At 73.4% G+C, this 18,056-nt stretch carries 14 protein-coding genes; 7 read left to right on the forward strand and 7 right to left on the reverse strand.

The features are described from left to right. The first annotated feature begins 242 nt into the window (after positions 1-242). The 4 genes from LG396_RS13215 (at position 243) to LG396_RS13230 (ending at position 4,803) form a co-directional block, all read left to right on the forward strand. Positions 243-995: a GntR family transcriptional regulator gene (locus LG396_RS13215; protein WP_018839392.1), complete on the forward strand. Its 753-nt coding sequence runs from the start codon at positions 243-245 to the stop codon at positions 993-995. A 213-nt stretch (positions 996-1,208) separates the two neighbouring features. Further along, a complete protein-coding gene (locus LG396_RS13220) occupies positions 1,209-1,403 on the forward strand; it encodes a hypothetical protein (RefSeq protein WP_018839393.1) in 195 nt (64 codons plus the stop codon). Between the two features lie 243 nt (positions 1,404-1,646). Then, entirely contained in the window at positions 1,647-2,078 is a 432-nt protein-coding gene (locus tag LG396_RS13225; RefSeq protein WP_225795062.1) for an ATP-binding protein, read from the forward strand. 217 nt (positions 2,079-2,295) lie between these two features. Further along, complete coding sequence (locus LG396_RS13230) at positions 2,296-4,803, forward strand: SpoIIE family protein phosphatase (RefSeq protein ID WP_225794924.1); 2,508 nt, start codon at positions 2,296-2,298, stop codon at positions 4,801-4,803. Between the two features lie 118 nt (positions 4,804-4,921). Here the strand turns inward: LG396_RS13230 and LG396_RS13235 are convergent, their stop codons facing one another. Both LG396_RS13235 and LG396_RS13240 read right to left on the reverse strand, forming a co-directional pair. After that, a complete protein-coding gene (locus tag LG396_RS13235) occupies positions 4,922-5,671 on the reverse strand; it encodes a PspA/IM30 family protein (protein ID WP_225794925.1) in 750 nt (249 codons plus the stop codon). Positions 5,672-5,756: 85 nt separating this feature from the next. Further along, positions 5,757-7,874, reverse strand: a complete 2,118-nt coding sequence (locus LG396_RS13240) for a TPM domain-containing protein (protein WP_225794926.1) — start codon at positions 7,872-7,874, stop codon at positions 5,757-5,759. Between the two features lie 180 nt (positions 7,875-8,054). Here LG396_RS13240 and LG396_RS13245 point away from each other — a divergent pair, with 180 nt between their 5' ends. Then, a complete protein-coding gene (locus LG396_RS13245) occupies positions 8,055-9,050 on the forward strand; it encodes an ArsR/SmtB family transcription factor (RefSeq protein ID WP_225794927.1) in 996 nt (331 codons plus the stop codon). 105 nt (positions 9,051-9,155) lie between these two features. Continuing rightward, positions 9,156-9,617, forward strand: coding sequence for a hypothetical protein (locus LG396_RS13250; RefSeq protein WP_225794928.1), 462 nt, complete (start codon positions 9,156-9,158; stop codon positions 9,615-9,617). A 102-nt stretch (positions 9,618-9,719) separates the two neighbouring features. Here the strand turns inward: LG396_RS13250 and dacB are convergent, their stop codons facing one another. From dacB to LG396_RS13275, 5 genes are all read right to left on the reverse strand, one after another. Further along, entirely contained in the window at positions 9,720-11,294 is a 1,575-nt protein-coding gene (gene dacB / locus LG396_RS13255; protein ID WP_372483494.1) for a D-alanyl-D-alanine carboxypeptidase/D-alanyl-D-alanine endopeptidase, read from the reverse strand. Positions 11,295-11,379: 85 nt separating this feature from the next. Continuing rightward, the gene (locus tag LG396_RS13260; RefSeq protein WP_018839401.1) at positions 11,380-12,165 is read right to left on the reverse strand and encodes a succinate dehydrogenase/fumarate reductase iron-sulfur subunit; all 786 of its coding nucleotides are present in this window, start codon (positions 12,163-12,165) and stop codon (positions 11,380-11,382) included. Continuing rightward, complete coding sequence (locus tag LG396_RS13265; RefSeq protein WP_225794929.1) at positions 12,162-14,150, reverse strand: fumarate reductase/succinate dehydrogenase flavoprotein subunit; 1,989 nt, start codon at positions 14,148-14,150, stop codon at positions 12,162-12,164. The genes LG396_RS13260 and LG396_RS13265 overlap by 4 nt, the downstream gene beginning before the upstream one ends. A 41-nt stretch (positions 14,151-14,191) precedes the next feature. Beyond that, a complete protein-coding gene (gene sdhC, locus LG396_RS13270; protein ID WP_018839403.1) occupies positions 14,192-15,025 on the reverse strand; it encodes a succinate dehydrogenase subunit SdhC in 834 nt (277 codons plus the stop codon). 118 nt (positions 15,026-15,143) lie between these two features. Beyond that, positions 15,144-15,434 carry an Rv0250c family protein gene (locus LG396_RS13275; protein WP_018839404.1) on the reverse strand — a complete coding sequence of 97 codons (291 nt, stop codon included), beginning with the start codon at positions 15,432-15,434 and terminating at the stop codon, positions 15,144-15,146. A 356-nt stretch (positions 15,435-15,790) separates the two neighbouring features. Between LG396_RS13275 and LG396_RS13280 the strand changes: the two genes are divergently transcribed. Continuing rightward, the gene (locus LG396_RS13280) at positions 15,791-18,040 is read left to right on the forward strand and encodes an ABC transporter family substrate-binding protein (protein ID WP_225794930.1); all 2,250 of its coding nucleotides are present in this window, start codon (positions 15,791-15,793) and stop codon (positions 18,038-18,040) included. Positions 18,041-18,056: the final 16 nt, after the last annotated feature.

Raw genomic sequence — 18,056 nt, forward strand, 5'->3', positions numbered from 1 at the left:
GCCGGCGGGCTGTGAGAGGAGTCCGCGAGCGGGCCTGCGAGCGGCTCTGCGCGTGCGCGGGCGCACGCCGCGGCCCCCAGCGCACACCCGCCGGTGAACACGCCTCGTAAAGCTCTCCCCTCGGGTTGCGGGCCCCGGGCGCGGGTTGCCAAGCTTTCGCGGGTGTTCAGGCCGGCAACGGCGCAGGCCGGAGACGGCGCGGGCCGGGACGGCGACCGCCGCGACGGGGGTGTGAAGAAACGGTGCCTCTAGGTGAGCAGCCGGCCTATCTGCGGGTCGCCGCGGACCTCCGCCGGAAGATCGTCGGCGGTGAACTGCCTCCGCACGCACGCCTGCCCTCGCAGGCCAGGATCCGCCAGCTCTACGGGGTCTCCGACACCGTAGCGCTGGAGGCCCGCAAGGTGCTGATGGCCGAGGGCCTGGTCGAGGGCCGGTCCGGGTCGGGCACGTACGTACGCTCCCGGCCCGAGCCGCACCGGCTGGTCCGTACCGGCTACCGCGGCCTCGGCGACCTCACGCCCTTCCGGCAGGAGCAGGCCGACGAGTCGGTGGCCGGCTCCTGGGAGTCGCGCAGCGCGCAGGAGCACGCCGAGGGGGCGGTCGCCGCCCGGCTGCACCTGGGCGCCGGCGACCCCGTGATGCGTACGCGCTACGTCTTCCGCTCCGCCGGCGAGCCCGTGCTGCTGTCCACGTCCTGGGAGCCGCTGGCCCTGACCGGCCGCACGCCCGTGATGCTGCCGGAGGAGGGGCCGCTCGCGGGCCGCGGCGTGGTGGAGCGGATGGCGGCCATCGACGTCGTCGTGGACAACGTCGTGGAGGAGGTCGGCACCCGCCCCGGGCTGGCCGACGAGGCGCAGGCGCTGGGCGCGGTGCCCGGGCAGCCGGTGCTCTGCATCCAGCGGACGTTCTACGCCTCGGGGCGGGCGGTCGAGACGGCGGATGTCATCGTTCCGGCCGACCGCTACCGTGTCAGCTATCACCTGCCCGTCAAGTAGTCCGGGCCGCGGGCCGCTTCTCCGGATCTTCCCTGTCCTGATTCCCCCTTCCCGATTCGAACTTTCGGCCGAGAAGTGTACTTCTCGTGTAAAGCCGTATGCGGGGAGTGAATGCCGGGCGTAAGCTCTGGCATATTCGGCAGGCAAGCAGGGTGCTCCGGGGCCGCAGTCGTCCCGTGTGTGCCCTGGGCAGACATTCCTGGGGTGGGCTTTATGGGTGCGGGTGACAGTGGCGCCGCACGCCCGTGGGTCATCGTCCGCGAGGACGGCAACGGCAACCATTACCGCGTCGGCCGGTACGCCACGCGTGACGAGGCCGAGCGCGCGGTCTCCCGTTTCGGGCCCGCGGAGCAACGGCAGATATACCGGGTGGAGCATGCCGGCGGCGGGGACGCCAACGCCGTGTAGCTTCCCGTGCGCATGTAGGTGATATTTTCGCCCAAAGCGGGTATGTACCTATCACTCCCCTTAAGTCGGACAAATCCGACAGAACTGCGCTGGGATGTGGTAGGCGTGAGCAACCCCCCGTTCCTCCGCCACGCCGCGGTGACGCCGTTCCCCCCGCTTCCCGATCCCTCCGCCCTCCCCGGCTTCGGCGATCCCGCAGCCCCCGCCGGGACGCCCCCCGCGGCCGGCCTCTCCGGCCCCGCCGTGCCCGCGGTACCCGCCGGTGCCGCCGGACTCGCGCACGCGGCCGGCCTCGCCGAGTGGACCTTCCCCGCCGACCCCGGCTGCGTGCGCACCGCCCGCGCCGTCGTCCGCGACACCCTGCGCACCTGGCACCTCGACCCCGTGACCGACCTCGCCGTCCTGCTCGTCAGCGAGCTGGTCACCAACTCCCTGCGCTACGCCCCGGGCCCCGTCGGCCTGCGCCTGCGCCCCCTCGGCGGGCCCGACGCCGCGGGCGGCGTCCGCGTCGAGGTCTCCGACCCGCTGCCGGTGCCGCCGCTGCTCCGTACCGCCGCACCGGACGAGGAGGGCGGCCGCGGACTGCTGCTCGTCGCCAGTGCGGCGCTCCGCTGGGGAACCCGCTGCGGTGGAATGGGCAAGACGGTGTGGTTCGAGCTGGGGTCCGCTGGTTAGAACGTACGAGGGAGGGTTCTTCGGCGTACGGAAGGGGGCGTGCGGGGGCGTAGTGCAGGGTGCCGGGCGGGCACCACTTCGCAGACGCAGCGGTGAGCGGGACCGGAAGCGGTGGGGCGTTCCGAACCCGTGACCTGACGACCATGTTCCGGATACGGATCTTCCCGCATACTCTGCGGTGCGTACCCGGAGCAGGATCAGCAAAGGGGGCGGTCGCGTGGGAGCACCGTTCTGGCAGAGCAGTCCGCCGGGCTCCATCTATGACCACATCAAGGTGGCCTCCTTCGCACTGGACGCGGAGGGGCACATCGAGCAGTGGAGCGCCCGTGCCGAGGAGCTCCTCGGCATCTCCGCCGCCGAGGTGCTGGGCCGCGATGCCGTAGAGGCGCTGGTCCCCGAGGAGCTGCGGGCCGACGTGGGCGAGAAGGTCGCCGAGATCCTCGACGGACGGGAGTGGACCGGCCTGCTGCCCTACCGCAGACCGGCCGGACCCGGCGGCGCCGGGCAGCCCCCCGTCGACGGCATCGCCGAGCTCTACGTCATGCCCACCACCGGCATCGGCGGCACCCGCGGCGCGGTGTGCCTCACCCTCGACGCGTACGCGCTGCGCCGGGTCGAGACCGACCTTGCCGCCTCCCAGGCCGTTTTCGGCCAGGCCCCGATGGGGTTCCTGCTCTTCGGCACCGACCTCAGGCTCGTCCGCGTCAACGAGCGGGTGGCCGCCGCCTTCGGCGGCAGCGTCGCCTCCCACACCGGCCGCACGCCCCGCGACTACCTCCCGCGCAGCGAGGCCGAGCGCGTCACCGCCGCGCTCAAGCAGGTCCTCGACACCGGCGAGCCCGTCACCGACATGCAGATCCTCGGGCCCGCCCCCGAGGACCCCCAGACCGGCTCCGCCGCGCCGTCCGCCCGCGAGGGGCAGCCGGGCAGCCTCAGGTGGTCCATATCGCTCTACCGCGTCCACAGCCGTACGGGCCGGCCCCTGGGCGTCGCCGCCGTCGTCTCCGACATCACCCGGCGCCGCCGCGCCGAGAGCGAGGCCGCCAGCGCCCGCCGCAACCTCGCGCTGCTCAACGAGGCCGGCGCCCGCATCGGCAACTCGCTCGACCTGGAGACCACCGCCCGCGAGCTGCTCGGCGTCACCGTCCCGCAGTTCTGCGACATGGCCTGCGTCGACGTCTACCAGAGCCTCCTCGACGGCGACGAGGGCCGCCCCGGCCTCGCCGACGGCAGCGCCGAGCTGCGCCGCGTCGCCTTCGCCAGCGCCGTCTCCGACGCCCCCGTCACGGCCGTCGGCTCCACCCACCGCTTCGACTTCCACTCGCCGCACGCCGCCGCGCTGCGCACCGCCCAGGTGCGCCGGGTGCCCGGCGGCGACAGCGGCCTGGTGCAGACGACGCTCGCGGTGCCGCTGGTCGCCGGGGACACCGTCGTCGGTCTCGTGCAGTTCTCCCGCGCCCGCGGCAGCGAGGACTTCGGCGAACGCGACGCGGCCCTCGCCGCACAGCTCGCCGCCCGCGCCGCCGTCTGCATCGACAACGCCCGCCTCTACCGCCGCGAGCACTCCCGCGCCCTCATCCTCCAGCGCAGCCTGCTCCCGCCCGGCGACCCCGAGGCCGCGGGCCTGGACATCGCCTGCCGCTACCTGCCCGGCAACACCGCCACCGAGGTCGGCGGCGACTGGTTCGACGTCATCGAGCTGCCCGGCCACCGCACCGCGCTCGTCGTCGGCGACGTCATGGGCCGCGGCCTGCGCGCCGCCGTCGCCATGGGCGAACTGCGCACCGCCGTACGCACCCTCGCCATGCTCGACCTGGAGCCCGCCGAGGTGCTCGCCGCGCTCGACGAGATCGCCGGCGGCCTCGGCGGCGTCTCCGACGAGGTCTACCTCGCCACCTGCGTGTACGTCGTCTACGACGCGGTCACCCGGCGCTGCACCTTCGCCAACGCCGGCCACCTGCCGCCCGTCGTGGTCGAGCCCGGCGAGCCGCCGCTGCTGCTGGAGGTGCCCGCGGGGATGCCGCTCGGCGTCGGCGGCGAGCCGTTCGAGGAGGTCGAGGTCGAGCTGCCGGACGGCGCCCTCCTCGCGCTCTACACCGACGGCCTCGTGGAGTCCCGCGACCACGGACTGGACGAGGGCCTGGAGGAGTTCCGCAAGGCGCTCTGCGACCCCGCGCAGCCGCTGGAGGACGTCTGCGACCACGTGCTCGACACGCTCTACACCCGGCACGGAGAGGACGACATCGCCCTGTTGATGGCCCGTATCCGCGGACTGCCCGCCGACACCGTCGGCGACTGGCTGCTGCCCGCGGAGCCCCGCTCGGTCGCGCTCGCCCGCGAACACGCCCGTACGCAGCTGGCCGCCTGGCAGTTGGAGCCGCTGATCGACACCACCGAGCTGCTGGTCAGCGAGCTGGTGACGAACGCGCTCCGGCACGGCGAGGGCGGCCGGAGCGGAGGCGGCGAGCCGGAGATCCGGATCCGGCTGCTGCTGGGCCGCACGCTCGTGTGCGAAGTGTGGGACAGCAACCTGGTCCAGCCGCGCCGCCGCCGCGCCCGGGACACCGACGAGGGCGGGCGCGGACTCCAACTGGTCAGCATGCTCAGCAAGAACTGGGGCAGCAGGCGCACGCACCGCGGCAAGACCGTCTGGTACGAACTGGCGCTGCCCGGCAGCGGCCCGGGCGCCGAACTGGACGAGGAGGCCCTGCTGTCGGCGTTCTGAGCGCGCGCGCCCTCCCGGCGGATAACTTTCCGCAGCGGGGCAGTCGTGGCGAAGGCGGGGCCGTACCGGTGGCCGAGCAGCTGAGCGGCGCAGCCGCGCACGCCGCGCGCGGCGGCGGTCAGGCCGCCGCCCGGCCGTCGCCGGCCGACGGTGCACTGCCGTTCTTCAGCCGCGCCAGCCGGGCGTCGACCTCCGCCTTCTTGCCCAGGTCGTCCAACCGCTCGAACTGCGCGTCCAGGGGCGAGTCCGCCGGCTCCGCCCGGCCCGCCGCGCGGGCCTCCTCGCGGCGGATCTTCGCCTCGAAGCGCCCCAGGTCGGCGGTGGGGTCGGTGACGTCCATGCTCGCGACGGCGTCGAGCATCCTGGTCTGCGCCTCCGCCGTCCCGGTGCGGGCGAGGAGCTGGTCGCGCCGCGAGTCCAGGCCGACCAGCTTCTCCCGCATCGCGTCGAGGTTCCGCGTCAGCTTCTCCACGACCTCCGTCTGCGCGGCGATCAGCGGCTCGGCGGCCATCGCCTCGCTCTCGGCCGTGATCTGCCGCTCCAGCGCCTTGCGGGCCAGGTTGTCGAACGTCTCGGCCTGCGCCGCACCGCCGCCGGCGCGCAGTTCGTCCGCCTTGCGGCTGGCGGCGAGGGCCCTGGCGCCCCACTCGTCGGCGGCGACGGTGTCCTCCTTGTGGTCCGCCTCCATCAGGCGCAGGTTGCCGATGGTGCCGGCGACCGCCTGCTCGGCCTCGCGGATGCTGTTGGAGTAGTCGCGGATGAGCTGGTCGAGCATCTTCCGCGGGTCCTCGGCCTGGTCGACGAGCGCGAGGACGTCGGCGCGGGCGAGCCGGAGGGTGCGGCCGAGGGTGGTCTGCTTGCCGGGCATGGGTAGGTCTCCTTCGGTGTGGTGGGGGGCGTACGCGCGTGCCGCAGGCCGCCGCGTACCGCGGACTCCGTAGAAAGGGAAGCTCCTAGAAGCGGTCGCCACCGCCCATCCGCCCCCGTGTGCCCCCGCCGCCGAAGCTGCCGGGTCCCCGGCCGGAGCCGCCCCCGAAGCCGGCGCCCCGGCTGCCTCCGAAGCCGTTGCCGAGCATGCCGCCGAGGATGATGCCGCCGAGCAGCCCCGTGCCCATGCCGCCGCGTCCGCCGCCCCCGTAGCCGGCGCCGCACGGGCCGCCGAAGGGCCCGCCGCCGTACGAGCCGTCGAAGCCCCGGAGGTCCAGCTCCGCCAGCCGGCGCGCCTCGCGGCCGAGTTCGTCCGCGCGCTGCGCGTGCCGCAGGGCGCCGGCCGCGTCGGTGCCGGCGTGCTCCTCGGCCTGCCGGAGGTGCCGCTCGCCCTCGCCGAGGCGGGTACGGGCCGCGGGGCCGATGCCGCCGCGGCGGGTGGTGACGAAGTCCCGGGCGGCGGCCACCGAGCTGCGCGCGCCGACCAGGGCCCGGTCCAGCAGCCGGCCCGCCCGCCCGGCGTCCGCCCGCTCCCGGGCCCCGGCGAGCGCCTCCTCCAGCGCCGCGTCCGCCTCCTCCACGCGGCGCAGCGCGGCGAGCGGATCGAAGGGGCCCTCCACCATCTCCCGGGTCACCTCCGCCAGCACCGCCTGCGCCCGTGCGACCCGCTCCCGCAGACCGGTGTCCGGCTCGTCCGCCGCCGTGCTCCGCAGCGCGCCCTGCGCGTCGGCGAGGTCCGCGCGCATGTCGCGCAGTGCACCGGTGAGCCGCGCGGCGGCCTCGTGCAGCTCCCGCTCCCGGCGTGCGACGGCCTCGACGAGGGTGCCGGCCTGGTCGACGGCGCTCTCCGCGGCCCGTACGTGGACGGCGGCGGTGGCCGGGTCGTCGGCGCGCAGCGCGGTGCGGGCGCGGGCGAGGTTCCCGGTGGCGAACCGCAGCCGGTCGCGGGCGGCGCCGGGGTTCCCGGCGACGGCCGCGAAGGACGCGGCGTCGTAGGCGCCGGCCAGCGTGGTGAGCGTGCCCTCGGCGGCGCCGATACGGTCCGGGAGCAGCCGCGCGGCGGCCTCGGCGGCGGCGAGGGCCTGCGGGGCCCGGGGCACCCGCGCGCGCAGCCGGTCGAAGGCGTCGGACTCGGCGTCGAGCCGGGCGTTGGCGTCGGTGCAGTGCGCGAGGATCTCCTCCAGCATGGCGCGGCGCGCGGCGTCGTCCTCGGGGGACGCGTCGTCCAGGGCCTGCCGCAGGCGGAACGCGGCGGTCAGTTCGGCCCCGGCCTGTCCGACGGCCTCGGCGAAGGGCCGGGCGGCCGCCTCGCCGAACCGGTCGGCGACGATGCCGAGTTCCTCCTGGCTGGTGCGCACGGCGTCGTCGGTCTCGACGAGGAGTTCCCTGGCGCGGGCGTCGAGGTCGGGGGTGCTGACGCCGTCGTGGGGCCAGTGCGGCGGAGCCTGGCCCGCGGCGCGGCGCCGCCGGGAGAAGTACAGGGCGGCGCCGAGGGCGACGGCGAGCACGGCGGCGGCCGGCACCACGAAGTCCGTGGGGCTGACGTCGCCCTCGGCGGACTCGCCGCGGGGCGCGCCGCCGGGGTAGGTGGGCCCGGGGGTGACGTCGGGCGGGGGCACCTGCCGCCCGTCGAGCACGGCGGCGTACCCGCCGGCCGCGCCGATGGCGGCGCCGGCCCAGTCGTTCTGCCGCAGGGCGGGCTCGACGGCGCGGGCGTCGACGGCGTCGGTGTCGCGCGCGGAGATCCCGGAGCCGGCCGCGGCGGACACGGCGTGCCGGCGGTCGCCGGTGGCGACGGCGAGCAGGACGTCGTGCCGCCCGAGCCCGTTGCGCTCGGCGGTGGCGTCGGCCCAGGCCTGGGCGGAGAAGTCGGAGAAGTCGCGTACGTAGGCGACGAAGAGCCGGGTGCGCTGCTCGCGGTCGAGCCGTTCGAGCGCGTCGGCGACGTCGCCGCGCCGGTCGCGGAGGGCGTCGACGCGGTCGGTGACCTGCCCGTCCCGGTCGAGGGGGAGGGGGTCGACGAGGGGGCGGGCGGGCGCGGGCGCGGCGGACGCGGGAGGCGCGGCGGAGGCCAGGAGGGCGAGGGGCAGCAGTGCTCGGAATCCGGCAGCGCAGAGCCGGGCACCCAGCCGCCGAATCCGCATCCGTACGCCTCCGCACCACCGCGCGCCGTTGTCCCGGCACAGCCCTGTACGGGAGGGTATGCGGCTTTCGCGCGGATCGCACCCGAGGCCCTTCGGCGACTGCCGGAATCCTGTGTTCCGTTGCCCGGGTGGAGCAAGCTGACTGCCAGGATCCGCCTTCGGGGGCACACGGGGGAAAAAATGCTGCGAATCCACTTCACGGGCCGGGACCTGGAGCGCATCCGGCTCTCCGCTCGGCCGGACCCGCTCTGGGAAGTCGTCTGCAGCGCCTGCCGCCTGCAGACCCGGGAGGGGCCGCAGGTCTTCGACCTGTGGCGGCGCGGGGTACGAAGACAGCTGAGACACGGGGGCGCACCGCTGCGGGCCGTTCGGATGCTGTGCGGCCTGGTCCCGTTCGCCGCGTACTTCCCCGACTTCCTGACACCGGCCGCCGAGGGCCGGGGCTTCGGCCTGGACGAGGGCGTCGACCGGGTGCTGTCGACGCCGCGGCGAAGGATAGAGCGGGAGATCGGGCTGCTGACGGCGAGCGGCGGCCGCCCTCGTGCGGGAACGGCGCTGGCGCGCGGCGAGCGGGAGGCGCTGCACGTCCTCGGCGCCGCACTGCGCGAATACCACACCTCCTTCATCGCGCCCGTGGGGCAGGCGGTGGACGCGGCGGTCAGCGCGGACGTGGACTGGCGCTCCCGCGCCCTGCGCGAGGGCGGGATCGAGGGGCTGTGGGCCACCTTCGGGCCGATGGCGCGATGGCAGTCGCCCGCCCTGGAGGTGGCCTATCCGGTCGACCGTGATCTGCACCTGGACGGACGCGGGCTGCTGCTGGTGCCGTCGTACTTCTGCTGGCGGCGTCCGGTCGCCCTGGTGGACGACTCGCTGCAGCCCGTGCTCGTCTACCCGGTCGAGAAGCCGGCGCCGACGGTGTCCGCCGCCGGGCCGGCCGAACTGTCCGGACTGCTCGGCCCGACCCGGGCGGCACTGCTCCAAAAAGCCGCTTCGCCCGCCTGGTACTCGACCTCCGAGATGGCCGCGGCCACCGGGATCTCCCTGTCCAGCGCCAGCCAGCAACTCGCGGTCCTCCGCCGGACCGGACTGCTCACGAGCCGCAGGGACGGCAAGCACGTGCTGCACTCGGCCACGCCCCTGGGGCGGCGACTGCTCGGCGGTCCGCCGGCGGAGTGATCGATTCGGCTGGGGCCAAAGGGTGGTGCGCCGCGGCGACGGGCACCGGAGGATGCCCGCAGCGGTGCAGCCGCTGCTGCGCCGACGCCACCAGAGGGGGACACCATGCGGAGGACCTGGGCACGCCGTCTGACGGGGATCGCCACAGCGCTCGCCATCGCCGCCGGGATCGGCTTCGTCACGCAGCCGACCGCCGCGGCCGCCGGATACTGCAGTTACAAGAACGACTGGGCGTCCGCGGAGGACCCGGGCGGCCGCAACGCCGTGGCCGTGCTGTACCGGTGTGAGACCACGAAGGAAAACTACGACTACCGGGCCTTCTTCGTGGCGGAGGGCGAGAAGCTGATCCTCGAGGACCGGTGGACGGACGGCGCCGAAGTCTCCTCGAACCTCTTCGTGATGAGGAACGGGGAGAGGATCGACACCGACTACTTCAGGGGCGCGGACAGTTACAACCTGGGCACTCCGGACGGCTCCGGCGACATCGCCGAGGGCCTCACGGTCGAGTTCCGGGTGTGCGCGATAGGCATCCAGTGCAGCACTGCCTGGGTGTACGGAACGGCCTGAACCCCGGTCCGCCGGGTGGTCGCCCGGCGCGGGTGCGGTACGGGATCCGGGTACCGCACCCGCTCCCGCGGGGCCCGGAGGGGCCCCGCGGTCAGGCCGGTCTCAGCACCGCACCGGCTTCAGCCAGGCGCACTCCACGTCGGCCGGGCCTCCCGCGTTCCGGTCGGCCGGCGCCCGCAGCTCCGCCGCCTCCGTGTCCGCCCCGTGCCCGGCCAGCGTCGTGACCACCGCGTCCTCGATGTCCTTCACCGAACCCGCCAGGTAGTTGTTCAGCACCACGCTGAACACCAGTTCCCTGCCGTCCGCGTCCGTCACGTACCCCGACAGGGCAGAGGCCCCCGTCAGCGACCCCGTCTTGGCCCGGGCGTTGCCCTCCGCCGGGGTGTCGCACATGCGCGTGCGCAGCGTGCCGCCCACGAAGCGGTCCTCGCCGCAGGCCACCGGCAGCGCCTCGTACCAGGCGTCGAACCACGGCTCGTCCTGGACCGCCGTCAGCAGCTTGACGAACTCCCGGCTCGGGATCGTGTTGCCGCGCGACAGCCCCGAGCCGTCGACCTGGCGCAGGGTGGACGTGTCGACGCCCACCGACTTCAGGTACGACGAGACGCCCCGCAGGCCCGCGCTCCACGTGCCGGCGTCCGCCGTCTCCACGCCGATCGTCTTCGTCAGGATCTCCGCGTGGCCGTTGTTGGAGAGCTTCATAAACGGGACCATCAGGTCCTTCAGCGGCATCGAGCCGTGGCTCGCGACCGTACGCGCCCGCTCCGGCGTCGCCCGCCCCAGCTGCGTCTTTCCGTCCACCTCGACGCCGTGCCGCTCCAGGGCGTCCCGGAAGACCGCCGCCGCGTAGCCGGTCGGCTCCCAGACGGAGATCCATTCCTTCGTGGCACTGGCCTTCAGCGGGATGTCCCCGCTGACGACGATGGTGTTCGAGCCGTGCTCCCGCGAGATGCCCAGCGTGTCGCTCTCGCCCGCGGCGACCGTACGGCCCCGGTTGTCGATCTTCACGTAGCCGGTGGCCGGCGTCACCTTCACCGTCGGCCGGTCGCCCGCCTTCTTGCCGGGGTACGCCTCCACCACCACCGTGCCGGAGTCGTAGTCCGTGTCGGGGGCCACCGTCAGCGCGGAGATCTGCATCGCGTAGTAGTCCGACTCGTAGTCGGCGGACCAGCCGTTGCCGATCCGCTGGGAGTCGAAGCGCGTGTCGTCCGCGACGAGCCGGTCGACCTCGCCGACCCCCGCCGCCGCGACCTTCGCGGCCAGCGCGTCGTAGTCGGCGGCCAGCATCGTCGGGTCGCCGCTGCCGCGCAGGTACAGGTCGCCGCCCGCGGTGAGGGCGTCCGTGGACCAGGTGTAGTCGGGGCCCAGCAGCTCCATCGCCGCGGCCGACGTGGGCAGCTTGGTGTTGGAGGCGGGGGTGAGGCGGGTGGCGGCGGACTGCTCGTACAGCGTCTCGCCGCTCGCCGCGTCGGCCACGACGACGGACGCGAGCGCGCCTTCGAGGCGCTCGTCCGCGAGGACGTTGTCCAGCGCCTGCTTGAGCCCGTCGTCGTCGGGGTCCGCCCCTGCGGGGGCACCGCCGCCGAGGCCCAGTGCGAGGAGGGCCGCCATCGCGGTGGCGGCCGGCCAAGTCCACGTACGCGCCGTCGACTTCGGGCGCCAGGAGGATCTGCTCATGACAGTGGAGCATGGCGAACCGGGACACGGGCAACAAGTACCTTGCCGCCCGTGTCATTGGTCCGACCGGTGATGACCCGGCCCGCTACTCCTTGCGGCGGAAGATCTTGTTCCCCAGCCAGACCAGCGGGTCGTATTTACGGTCCGCCGCCCGCTCCTTGAGCGGGATCAGCGCGTTGTCGGTGATCTTGATGTGCTCGGGGCAGACCTCGGTGCAGCACTTGGTGATGTTGCAGTACCCGAGGCCGTGCTCGTCCTGCGCCGACGTCCTGCGGTCCAGCCCCTCGTCCTTCGCCGCGTCCAGCGGGTGCATGTCCAGCTCCGCGACCCGCATGAGGAAGCGCGGCCCGGCGAAGGACGCCTTGTTCTCCTCGTGGTCGCGGACCACGTGGCAGGTGTCCTGGCACAGGAAGCACTCGATGCACTTGCGGAACTCCTGCGAGCGGTCCACGTCCTCCTGCTGCATCCGGTACTCGCCCGGCGCCAGCTTCTCCGGCGGCACGAACGAGGGGATCTCGCGGGCCTTCTCGTAGTTGAAGCCCACGTCCGTGACCAGGTCGCGGACCACGGGGAAGGCGCGCAGCGGGGTGACCGTGATGGTCTCCGCGCGGTCGAACACCGACATCCGGGTCATGCAGAGCAGCCGCGGCCGGCCGTTGATCTCCGCGCTGCACGAGCCGCACTTGCCCGCTTTGCAGTTCCAGCGCACGGCCAGGTCGGGGGCCTGCGTGGCCTGGAGCCTGTGGATGATGTCGAGGACGACCTCGCCCTCGTTCACCTCGACCTCGAAGTCCTCCAGGCCGCCGCCCTCGTCATCGCCGCGCCAGACCTTGAAATGTGCGGTGTAGCCGGTGGTGGGTGCCGTGGTCACTCGGTCAGCTCCTCGTCCGTCAGGTACTTCACCAGCTCGTCCTTCTCGAACAGGTCGAGCAGGTCGGGCCGGATCGGCGGCATCTCGCGCTTCTCCAGCCGGATCTGGCCGCGCTCGGGGTCGGGGACGTCCGCCGCCGGCAGGGCGCCGCCGGCCGGGTCGGCGAGGCGGCACACCAGGTTCTGCTTGCGCCAGTCGCGGTCCATGGCCGGGTGGTCGTCGCGGGTGTGGCCGCCGCGGGACTCGGTACGCTCCCGGGCCGCGCGCGCGACGCACTCGCTGACCAGCAGCATGTTGCGCATGTCCAGCGCGAGGTGCCAGCCGGGGTTGAACTGCCGGTGGCCCTCGACGCCCGCCCGGCGGGCGCGTACCCGGAGGTCGCCGAGGCGGTTCAGGGCCTCGCTCATCTCCGCCTCCCGGCGGATGATGCCGACCAGGTCGTTCATGGACTGCTGCAGTTCCTGGTGGAGGGTGTACGGATTCTCCGGCGGCCGGGTGCCGCCGTCCGCGTCCCCGTCCTTGCCCGCGGCGCCGGCACCGGCCTCCGCGCTGAACGGGCGCAGCGCCTCCGCGGACGCCGCCGCGATCTGCTCCTCGTCGACCTCCGCCCGCTTGGCGCCGGAGCCGGCCGCGTCGCGCGCGTACTCGGCCGCGTACAGCCCCGCGCGGCGCCCGAACACGAGCAGGTCCGACAGGGAGTTGCCGCCGAGGCGGTTGGAGCCGTGCATGCCGCCGGCGACCTCGCCGGCCGCGAAGAGGCCCGGCACGCCCAGCGCCGCCGCCGTGTCCGGGTCGACGTCGACGCCGCCCATCACGTAGTGGCAGGTCGGGCCGACCTCCATCGGCTCGGCGGTGATGTCGACGTCCGCCAGCTCCTTGAACTGGTGGTGCATCGACGGCAGCCGGCGCTTGATCTCCTCGGCCGGCAGCCGGGTCGAGACATCCAGGAAGACGCCGCCGTGCGGGGAGCCGCGGCCGGCCTTGACCTCGGAGTTGATGGCGCGGGCCACCTCGTCGCGGGGCAGCAGTTCGGGCGGGCGCCGGTTGTTGTCCGGGTCCTCGTACCAGCGGTCGCCCTCGTCCTCGCTCTGCGCGTACTTCTCCTTGAAGACGTCCGGGATGTAGTCGAACATGAAGCGTTTGCCCTCGCTGTTGCGCAGGACACCGCCGTCGCCGCGGACCGACTCGGTGACGAGGATCCCCTTGACCGAGGGCGGCCAGACCATCCCGGTGGGGTGGAACTGGACGAACTCCATGTTGATCAGTGACGCCCCGGCGAGCAGCGCGAGCGCGTGCCCGTCGCCGGTGTACTCCCAGGAGTTGGACGTCACCTTGAACGACTTGCCGATGCCGCCGGTCGCCAGCACCACCGCCGGCGACTCGATCACGAAGAACCGGCCCGACTCGCGCTCGTAGTAGAAGATGCCGGAGACCCGGCCGTCGGGCCCCTTCAGGATGCGCGTGACCGTGCACTCCTGGAAGACCTTGATCCGGGACTCGTAGTCCCCGGTCTCCTTGAAGTCCTGCTGCTGGAGGGAGACGACCTTCTGCTGCAGCGTGCGGATCAGTTCGAGCCCCGTGCGGTCGCCGACGTGGGCGAGGCGCGGGTACTCGTGGCCGCCGAAGTTGCGCTGGGAGATCCTGCCGTCCTTGGTGCGGTCGAAGAGCGCACCCCAGGTCTCCAGCTCCCAGACGCGGTCCGGTGCCTCCTTGGCGTGCAGCTCCGCCATCCGCCAGCTGTTGAGGAACTTGCCGCCGCGCATCGTGTCGCGGAAGTGCACCTGCCAGTTGTCGCCCGCGTTGACGTTGCCCATGCTGGCGGCGATGCCGCCCTCCGCCATCACGGTGTGGGCCTTGCCGAAGAGCGACTTGCAGATGACGGCCGTGCGCAGGCCCTGTTCCCGGGCCTCGATCGCCGCCCGCAGCCCGGCGCCCCCGGCACCTACCACGACGACGTCCCACTGCTGCCGTTCGACTTGCGTCATTTTCTGTGCTTCGCCTTTCCCATCGGTCGGCTCGCTGCGCCTCAGAACAGCACCGGGTCGTCGAACGCGCCCGAGGCCAGCAGGTATACGTACAGGTCGGCGAGTCCCACGCTGATCAGGGACGCCCAGGCAAGCAGCGCGTGGCGCTGGTTCAGCTTGCCCACCCAGCCCCAGGCGCGGTAGCGCAGCGGGTGCTTGGAGAAGTGCCTGAGCCGGCCGCCGACGATGTGCCGGCAGGAGTGGCAGGAGAGGGTGTAGAGCCAGATGAGCACGACGTTGATCCAGAGCACGATGGTGCCGAGACCCACGTGGCCCCACTCGTACTCGCTGTTGCGGAAGCCGAGGACCGCGTCGTACGTGAGGATCGCGGCGACCACCAGCGCGGCGTAGAAGAAGTAGCGGTGCGCGTTCTGCAGGATCAGCGGGAAGCGGGTCTCGCCGGTGTACGTCTTGTGCGGCTCGGCGACCGCGCAGGACGGCGGTGACGCCCAGAAGCTGCGGTAGTACGACTTGCGGTAGTAATAGCAGGTGAACCGGAAGCCCAGCGGGAAGATCAGGATGATCACCGCGGGGGACATGAACCACCAGTCGCCGAAGAGCGCGAAGTTCGGGCCGCCCTTCATGTCCACGCACTCGGAGCCCAGACAGGGCGAGTAGAACGGTGAGACGTAGGGCGCCGCGTAGTAGTCGTCGTTGATGAGGGCGCGCCACGTCGAGTAGACGATGAACACCGTCAGCGCGGCGAAGGTGGCGGTCGGCTGCAGCCACCAGCGGTCGGTGCGCAGATGGCGCGCCGAGATGGCGGCGCGGCCCGGGGCGCGGACACCGCCCGGCTGGTCGGGGCTCGGTGGGCGTTCGGTTGTTCCGGTGGCCAAGGTTGTCTCCGGCAGGAGGGGGGAGTGGGTCGGGGATGGACGGGGGTGCGTCGGCGGGCCGGGGCCTGACGGGGCCGCGGCCCGCGGTCGCGGGCGGGGGTTCCGGCCGGCTGCCCGGCTAGGGGGCGTGCCTGCCGCCGGCGCCGAGTCCCTCGTCGTCGGCGTCCCGCCACAGGGTGTGGTCGTACGGCTGGTCGGGGATGGGGACCAGGGTCGGTCCCTCCTTCTCCGGGCCCTGGGCGGAGACCTCGCGCAGCAGGGCGAGGGACTCCCGCAGGTGGTCGGCGTCGGTACGCACGCGGCGCAGCTCCAGCGCGCCGGCGCCCATGCGCTGCTCCAGACGGCTCACGGTGCGTACGAGATCGTCGACGCAGCGCTGCGCTGCGATCAGTTCTTCGTTCAGGGTCATGACATGCCCTCACGTCTTCGGTCGGGCGGTGCTGACGGTGCCCCCGACGCGTCTTCGCGCACGGCGAAGGCGCGCCCAGGGCGCTGTGGGGGGAAGTGTCGCGCGTCTCGCGCTCGGTTGGGAAGGGATCTGCAGATTTCCCCCTGCGGGGGTGAAGCACGGGGCTGGATCCTGCCGATCAGTACGCAAAACACACGGCCCGATGTCCCTCATGGCTGGGCCGGACGGGTTGAGTTGTGCGGCGCGCCCGCCGTGTCGCCGCGGGGTCCGGGGCGGGCTCGTTTTAGGTGGCGGGACAGGAGAAGTGTGATGAGCGGCAAATGACGCCGAAAGTGTGCATCGCGGAGGTATCGCACATGTCCCTTCACAGCCGCAGGCGCTACGCCGCCGTGCTGATCGCCGCGGGCGTCACGCTGCCCCTGGCGGGCTGCGACACCTCCCCCGGCAACGCGGCCGGCGCGGCGCACGACATCACCGCCGTCTCGCGCGAGCAACTGCGCCCCGGCGGCACGGTCCGCTGGGCCGTGGACGAGGCGCCGGAGACGTTCAACGTCTTCCAGGCCGACGCGGGCGAGGCGACCGACCGCGTGGCGGGCGCGGTGCTGCCGCGGCTGTTCACCCTCGACGAGCACGGGCAGCCGAACGCCGACCCGGACTACCTGGAGAGCGCCGAGGTCGAGGAGCGCAGCCCGAAGCAGCGGGTGGTCTACCGGCTGAACCCGAGGGCGGTGTGGAGCGACGGGCGGCCGGTCGGGGCGGAGGACTTCGAGGCGCAGTGGCTGGCGCTCAACGGCGAGGACACCGCGTACTGGACGGCGCGCAACGCCGGCTACGACCGGATCGAGTCGGTCGAGGCGGGCGACGGGCCGGGCGAGGTCGAGGTCGTCTTCGACGAGCCGTACGCGGACTGGCAGGTGCTCTTCTCGCCGCTGTACCCGATGAGCGTGACGAAGACGCCGGAGGCGTTCAACGAGGGGTCGAGGAAGGGCATCGCGGAGGTCGCGGGCCCGTTCACGATCAAGGCGGACGACGGGGCGAAGGACGGCGGGAGGGACGGGAAGAAGGGCACGAAGAGCGGGAAGTACAAGGACGGCAAGAAGAACGACGGCAAGAAGAACGACGGCAAGAAGGACGGCCGGAAGAAGGGCGGGAAGAAGGACGGGAAGAAGAAGGGGAAGAAGGCCGGGAGCGACGCGAGCGAGCCCACGTCCGTGACGCTTGTGCGCAACCCCCGCTGGTGGGGCGACCGGGCGCTGCTCGACCGGCTGGTCTTCGAGGAGCTGCCGCGCGGCACCGGGCGGGAGAAGGCGCTGGACGCCGGCCGGCTGGACATCGCCGAGGTCGAGCGGGACGAGGCCCTGGAGGCGGCCCGCGCCGAGCGGGCCGCGGCGTCCTCCGTGCAGGTCGAGGGGACCGACCGGACGCAGGACGGCAAGCCGGCCGACCTGGTCTCCCTGCCGAAGGCCGGCCCGCGCCCGTACACCGTGCACCGGGCGCTGGAGCCCGCGTACACGCAGCTCGCCCTCAACGGCAGCTCCGGCCCGCTCGCCGACGAGCGGGTACGCCGCGCCGTCGCCCGCGCCGTCGACCGCGGCACCCTGGCCCGCAGCGTCCTCGGCCCGCACGGCCTGCCGGCGAAGCCGCTGGGCAGCCACCTGCTGATGCCGGGCCAGCCGGGCTACAGCGACCAGAGCGCCGCGCTCGGCCCGCAGGACGTGATCGCCGCGCAGAAGCTGCTGGCGGAGGCGGGCTGGAAGGGCGGCCCGCGGTCGGAGGAGGCGGAGGCGAAGGGCGCCGCGGGCCGCGAGGACCGCGACCGGGCGGACGGCGCGCACTCCGGCGACGACAAGCCGCCCGCCGGGATGCTGCCGACGTACGACCTGCCGCTGTCGGTCACGCAGCCGGCGCGGACCCAGCACGTGGTGCTGGGCCGGCAGGCGGAGCTGTGGGCGGCGGCGGCGGAGCACGGCAAGTCCTCGAAGCCGTACAAGAAGGCGGTGCGCGCGGCCCGGCTGGCGCGCGCGGCGCTGGCCGAGCGGGAGGCGAGCGTGGCGCAGCCGCCGCGGCAGCGGCCGTTCGTCAAGCGCGGCAAGCCGCTGACGCTGCGCTTCGTGGTCCCCGAGGGCCCGGGCACGGAGCAGCTGCGGTCGGTGGCGTCGCGGGTGGTGCGGATGATGGACAACATCGGCGTACGGACCGAGGTGGTGGAGGCCGACGAGCCGGGCTACTTCAAGGACTACATCGCGGCCGGCGAGTACGACATGGCGCTCTACTCCTGGCCGGGCACCCCCTACCCGGCCACCGACGCCCGCCCGATCTACGCCAAGCCCGTACCGTCCCCCGACGGCTCCCTGGTCGTCGAGCAGAACTACACCCGCGTCGGCACCGACGAGATCGACCAGCTCTTCGACCAGGCGGTCTCGGAACTGGACGACGAGGCGGCACAGGAACTCCTCACCCGCGCCGACGCCCGCATCTGGGCCGCGGCCGGCTCCATCCCCCTCTACCAGCGCCCCCAACTGGTCGCGACCACCCGCAACCTGGCCAACGCCGGCGCCTTCGGCTTCGCCACCCCCCGCTACCAGGACATCGGCTACCGCAACTGACACACCCTCCGCCGCG

Origin of the sequence: Streptomyces aculeolatus (genome assembly GCF_020400605.1) — a bacterium.
Lineage (GTDB): Bacteria > Actinomycetota > Actinomycetes > Streptomycetales > Streptomycetaceae > Streptomyces > Streptomyces aculeolatus.

Excerpts from the sequence above, each read along its gene's own strand:
- LG396_RS13245 (WP_225794927.1), top strand. The coding sequence starts at position 8,055 with ATGCTGCGAATCCACTTCACGGGCCGGGACCTGGAGCGCATCCGGCTC.
- LG396_RS13280 (WP_225794930.1), top strand. The coding sequence starts at position 15,791 with ATGTCCCTTCACAGCCGCAGGCGCTACGCCGCCGTGCTGATCGCCGCG.
- LG396_RS13220 (WP_018839393.1), top strand. The coding sequence starts at position 1,209 with ATGGGTGCGGGTGACAGTGGCGCCGCACGCCCGTGGGTCATCGTCCGC.
- LG396_RS13275 (WP_018839404.1), bottom strand. The coding sequence starts at position 15,434 with ATGACCCTGAACGAAGAACTGATCGCAGCGCAGCGCTGCGTCGACGAT.
- LG396_RS13265 (WP_225794929.1), bottom strand. The coding sequence starts at position 14,150 with ATGACGCAAGTCGAACGGCAGCAGTGGGACGTCGTCGTGGTAGGTGCC.
- LG396_RS13250 (WP_225794928.1), top strand. The coding sequence starts at position 9,156 with ATGCGGAGGACCTGGGCACGCCGTCTGACGGGGATCGCCACAGCGCTC.
- dacB (WP_372483494.1), bottom strand. The coding sequence starts at position 11,294 with ATGAGCAGATCCTCCTGGCGCCCGAAGTCGACGGCGCGTACGTGGACT.
- LG396_RS13240 (WP_225794926.1), bottom strand. The coding sequence starts at position 7,874 with ATGCGGATTCGGCGGCTGGGTGCCCGGCTCTGCGCTGCCGGATTCCGA.
- LG396_RS13235 (WP_225794925.1), bottom strand. The coding sequence starts at position 5,671 with ATGCCCGGCAAGCAGACCACCCTCGGCCGCACCCTCCGGCTCGCCCGC.